This is a genomic window from Actinomyces sp. HMSC075C01 (genome assembly GCF_001812965.1).
Lineage (GTDB): Bacteria > Actinomycetota > Actinomycetes > Actinomycetales > Actinomycetaceae > Actinomyces > Actinomyces acetigenes.
This window is the reverse complement of record NZ_KV811037.1, coordinates 57,627-62,440: the sequence shown is the minus strand read 5'-3', so window position 1 is coordinate 62,440 and position 4,814 is coordinate 57,627. Positions and strand designations below refer to the sequence as shown.

At 62.6% G+C, this 4,814-nt stretch carries 5 protein-coding genes and 3 pseudogenes; 4 read left to right on the top strand and 4 right to left on the bottom strand.

Going from position 1 to position 4,814, the window contains the following annotated elements; all coding sequences use genetic code 11:
* Positions 1–33 precede the first annotated feature (33 nt).
* The 3 genes and pseudogenes from HMPREF2883_RS12575 to HMPREF2883_RS14910 form a co-directional block, all read left to right on the top strand.
* Positions 34–1,203, top strand: a pseudogene (locus HMPREF2883_RS12575) (OmpA family protein); the annotation flags it as partial.
* Positions 1,204–1,216: 13 nt separating this feature from the next.
* Positions 1,217–1,582, top strand: a complete 366-nt coding sequence (locus HMPREF2883_RS15920; RefSeq protein ID WP_141759127.1) for a pilus assembly protein TadG-related protein — start codon at positions 1,217–1,219, stop codon at positions 1,580–1,582.
* 185 nt (positions 1,583–1,767) lie between these two features.
* Positions 1,768–2,373 (top strand): hypothetical protein, encoded by a 606-nt coding sequence (locus tag HMPREF2883_RS14910; RefSeq protein ID WP_141759126.1) that lies wholly within the window; start codon positions 1,768–1,770, stop codon positions 2,371–2,373.
* Positions 2,374–2,466: 93 nt separating this feature from the next.
* On the opposite strand, the pseudogene HMPREF2883_RS15680 reads toward HMPREF2883_RS14910, so the two are convergent.
* Both HMPREF2883_RS15680 and HMPREF2883_RS15675 read right to left on the bottom strand, forming a co-directional pair.
* Positions 2,467–2,612: pseudogene (locus tag HMPREF2883_RS15680) on the bottom strand (ISL3 family transposase); the annotation flags it as partial.
* Between the two features lie 30 nt (positions 2,613–2,642).
* A pseudogene (locus HMPREF2883_RS15675) lies at positions 2,643–2,906 on the bottom strand (transposase); the annotation flags it as partial.
* A gap of 358 nt (positions 2,907–3,264) precedes the next feature.
* On the opposite strand from HMPREF2883_RS15675, the gene HMPREF2883_RS15180 reads away from it, so the two are divergent.
* Positions 3,265–3,411 carry a hypothetical protein gene (locus tag HMPREF2883_RS15180; protein ID WP_176747221.1) on the top strand — a complete coding sequence of 49 codons (147 nt, stop codon included), beginning with the start codon at positions 3,265–3,267 and terminating at the stop codon, positions 3,409–3,411.
* Here HMPREF2883_RS15180 and rplA read toward each other — a convergent pair.
* Positions 3,398–4,087 (bottom strand): 50S ribosomal protein L1, encoded by a 690-nt coding sequence (gene rplA / locus HMPREF2883_RS12565; protein ID WP_009405977.1) that lies wholly within the window; start codon positions 4,085–4,087, stop codon positions 3,398–3,400. The two genes, HMPREF2883_RS15180 and rplA, sit on opposite strands and share 14 nt — an antisense overlap.
* Positions 4,088–4,185: 98 nt before the next feature.
* Entirely contained in the window at positions 4,186–4,617 is a 432-nt protein-coding gene (rplK, locus tag HMPREF2883_RS12560) for a 50S ribosomal protein L11 (protein WP_003789267.1), read from the bottom strand.
* Positions 4,618–4,814 lie beyond the last annotated feature (197 nt).

Sequence of the window (4,814 nt, the reverse complement as noted above, 5' to 3'; positions counted from 1 at the left end):
TGTAAACCGCTTACACAGAAACCTTGACAGGCTCTGCTCTTCGGGCCGGTGGACGCCAAGGAGGTCACTGTCTTCGTCCCCCAGGCCGGCTTCGTCACCGTCAACGTCCTCGACAGCGGCGCCGCAGCAGCCTCCGGCATCGACTTCAAGGCCATGGACAAGGCCTTCGACAGTGTCGCCACCATCGGCTATTCCCGGGACGACTCCAAGCCCGACCAGGCTCTGGCCGCCCCGGTGCCCATTGAGCGCTACACCAAGGCACTGGACGACTCCACCAGCACCCACACCGGCAGCAAGGACATCACCGTCACCCTCGCATCAGACGTCACCTTCGCCTCAGACTCAGCCGACCTCGCCCCCGCCGCCGACGCCCAGCTCCAAACCGTCGCCGGCCAGCTGAACCAGTACCCCAACGGCGGGACCCTGACCATCGTGGGGCACACCGACGACGTCCAGGACGACGCCTACAACCAGACCCTGTCCGAGAAACGAGCCAACGCCGTCAAGACCCGCCTCGAACAGCTCACCAAGCTCGACAAGTGGCAGACATCCGTGTCCGGCAAAGGCGAGTCCGAACCCCGCATCAACGACACGACCGACGAGGCCCGCGCCGCCAACCGACGCGTCGAGATCACCCTGACCCCCACCGGCGGCACCACCCCCAAGAACACCACCACCCCCAGTAGCAGCGGTAAGCTGCCCGACCCCAAGGGCCCCGTCGCCAAGGGCTCAGACGGCGTCACCGTCAAAAGTGATGGTAGCGACGACCATCTCACCATCACCATCGACCACGTCACCCGCTCTGGCGGCTACCTCCTCGGCCAGCTCCACACCACCCTCAGCACCAAGAGCAGCACCATCCCCAATTTCTACGCCTGGTTTGATGACAAAGAAACCTTCTTGACCAACTCCCGGGGCGAGGACGGCAGCGAGGAAGCCACAACATACGCCGCCGACGGGTTGACCCTCCTGGCCGGAGGCGAACGCATCTACCCAGCCGACTACCGCGACGCCGGCTTCAAGACCCACGTCCCCCTCACCGAGCTCGAGCTCACTCCCCCTATCAAGGCCGGCACCACCACCATCTGCGTCGTCTGGCCCGACCCCGGCGGCGACACCGTCACCCTCGACCACCTCCCCAACGAGTATCTCGGTTCCAGTTTCGCCTACCGCCTCACCGACATCCCCGTCAAGAACAGCTGAAAGACCCACCACGATGCGACGCGCTACTCTGTGCCGAATTAATGCAACTCACCGACGAGGACTGGCATCACAGCATGGCAGCATTCTTCCGTACCTTAGTGTCGCCGTTGGCATTGTTGCCCTGATCGCATTAACTCTGATGACAGGCCTAGGTGATGTCATTCTGCATCGTCGCGACGCGAGCAATGCCACAGACGCAGCCGCCTTGACGGCAGCAGAAGCCTGGGGCCACTCAATTGAGTCCACGTATGCAACGCCACTAAGTCTCGCAGTGAAGACAAGTTTTGGGGAAGCGTCGGAAAAGGACTCGGCTCACTTGCTGGACCGACAACTAAACGGGCCACTGAACACTATGCGAAGCTCAACGGTGCCACAGTGACATCCCATTCAAAGGATGACACCCATGGTACTGCGACAGTTTCAGTCCACACGGATTCTGCGATCATCTACACCGACAAAAAATGGTTGGACAATCGAAGAAAAGTAAAGATTGGAGCCCGACTAGTAAGTTAGCGCTTGCGGTTTTCAGGAACACCACAGATAGTAGGTTAAGGAAGTATGATAATGAGCCTTCGAGAACTTCGCTCCGCCTCGGTGCTTTTCATAGTAGCAACCTTAATTTCCAGTTGCAGCGCTCACGGCAGCAAGAGCAGTGAAGCCACGGCGCCTGCAGCCAGTAGCGAAAGCAGCACAAGCAAGTTCGTCAAACATAGCCCCGCCCATGGCTTGACGTTTGAAGCGCCGAATCCGATAACTTCTAACAAGCAGCCCGTGAAGGACGACGCCGGCATGTCTCGCATTAATTACTATGTCACTGACGAAGCGAACCCGGCACTCATTGACGTGGAATACTACACAGACCATTCCCAAACCGCCGCAAGCATCTCAGAGAATGATAAAAAATTCTATGCCGAGGATGGCATCTCGGTATCCCCCAAGAAGACAACCGTCAAGGGATCTTCCAACGCATACACTTTCACTTGGGAGCAATCCGCCACTCCCCCCTGGAATAACGACACGAAGGAAATTAATCTCTCATGTCAGGCTGTTATAGCCGACGGACCTTCGGGTTACGCCTACGGTGTCTACATTTGCACCCCAAAAGGGAACACCAAAGGTCGCGAAATGACTCAACTTATTATCAAGTCGATCGAGGTTAAAAGTTCTTAAGATCGTTCCTAGTCCACATAACCGGCTCTTCGTGTTTGAGGGCGTGGTAGGTGGGGCTTGTCGTCTGGTTTAGGTGGTTGCTGTCAGGTGGTCTTTGAGGCGTCCGGCGTGGATGAGGCGCTGGTAGACGCCCCAGAGGCCTGGACCGCAGCGTGGCGATCATCAGCGAACAGGGTCTCGAGACGCCTGGCATGGGTATCGGTGAGCAGGTCGGCCCCCGTGTGTAGGGTGCGTCGGGCCCAGTTGACGGCGGCCTCGACAGCCTCGACGTGGTCGGCCAGGGCCCCTATAAGTCGCGAGACCATCGGGTCTGAGGCAACAGGACCGAAGACCTCCTTCTCGCACCGAAGCAGCGAAAGGTCCGACAGGCGCCGGCTTCCCAGGGCCACGCACACCACCAGATCCAAAATGATCTTGCCCGGGTCGTGCACCGACCCCGGCCGCCGCCACGTAGACAGGGCCTGCGAGAGCTCGTTGCTCAGGCCCGTGACCCCGCTCGTCTCGGTCAGTTGCCTCGCCCCGGCCAGACCCACCGCCGGCACCTGACCGGACTCCACACCCACAACCGGACACAACCCGCTGTTGTTCACCACGAAGGTGTCCTCGCCCTGGAGTTCTCGGATTTCAGCAACCCACTTTATTCCCGGCGAAGCAACCCCTTCACCCCACTTTCACCACCTCAACGATGAAATCTCGAGGCTAGGTAGCCGGTTCCGACGCTGAGGCCCATCCGGGCCTCCTTCACGGCGGAGAGGTCGTCCCCATCCTTGCGAGAGGGAGAAGCAAGGACGGGGACGACCGGCTTTTCCACTCCCCTCCCCCATCCGGTGCGCCACCGACGCCTTCACCGTAGTCAGCGCGGCACCTCGCGGACCATGGGCAGATGCCCCCGTGGAGGGCTCGTGCAGTCCCCGGGGAGTCCCCGGGCAGGCCCAGGACTCCCTGGACAACCCGCAGGCGAAGAACGGCGTCGGCCGCCTCCCGCATGAGGAGGCGGCCGACGCCGTCGTGAAGGAAAAGAACCTCAGGCCTTGGTGACATCCATCGGGATGCCGGGGCCCATGGTGGTGGTCATGGTTGCCTTGAGGATGTAGCGGCCCTTCGAGGTCGAGGGCTTGAGGCGCAGGACCTCCTCCAGGGCGGCCTGGAAGTTCTCCGTCAGCTGCTCCTCGGTGAAGGAGGCCTTACCGATGATGAAGTGGAGGTTGGAGGCGCGGTCCACGCGGAACTCGATACGGCCGCCCTTGATGTCGGAGACGGCCTTGGCCACGTCCATCGTCACGGTGCCGGTGCGGGGGTTGGGCATGAGGCCACGAGGGCCCAGGACGCGGCCCAGGCGGCCGACCTTGCCCATGAGGTCCGGGGTGGCCACGGCGGCGTCGAAGTCCGTGTAGCCCTTGGCGACCTTCTCGATGAGCTCGTCGCCACCGACCTCGTCCGCGCCGGCGGCGAGGGCCTGCTCGGCGCGCTCACCCTGGGCGAAGACGACGACGCGGGCGGTCTTACCGGTACCGTGCGGCAGGGACACGGTGCCGCGGACCATCTGGTCCGCCTTGCGGGGGTCGACCCCCAGGCGGAAGACGACGTCCACGGTGGCGTCGAACTTGGTGATCGAAGTGGACTTGGCCAGGTGAACGGCCTCGGCCGGGGTGTAGAGGACTCCGGACTGGATCTTCTCTGCCGCGGCGCGGTAGGCCTTGGAGCGCTTGGTCATCTGCTTCTCCTTGCAGTCGTGGTGTTCGGGCCGCGCGAGGCCCTTCCACGGTTTCGTATGGGTGTTGAGTTGAGAGAGCCGGTGGGCCGGCGAGTGCCTCAGGCCTCGACGGTGATGCCCATGGAGCGGGCGGTGCCGGCGATGATCTTGGCGGCGGCCTCGATGTCGTTGGCGTTGAGGTCGGGCATCTTGGACTCGGCGATCTCACGCACCTGAGCCTGGGTCAGGGAGGCCACCTTCACGGTGTGGGGGGTGGCGGAGCCCTTGGGGACGCCCGCAGCCTTCTTAATGAGCTCGGCGGCCGGCGGGGTCTTGGTGATGAAGGTGAAGGAGCGGTCCTCGTAGACGGTGATCTCCACGGGGATGACGTTGCCGCGCTGCGACTCGGTCGCCGCGTTGTACGCCTTGCAGAACTCCATGATGTTGACGCCGTGGGCACCCAGGGCGGGGCCGATCGGCGGAGCGGGGTTGGCCTGGCCGGCCTGGATCTGGAGCTTGATCAGCCCGGCGACCTTCTTCTTGGGGGCCATAGGAATGGGTCCTTCTTACTTGTCCGGATGTGCTGCACGCCTGCCGTGCAGCCGTGGGTGCATGCGCACACACAAGCGCTCATCGTAGCCCGCTGCCGGGCCGAGCAGGGCGCCCGGTGCGCGGTATCACAGGACATCGGCCTGTGATTCACGGCTCCCGCGCCGTGGCCGTTCCGACGTCGTCGGGCACCTACGTG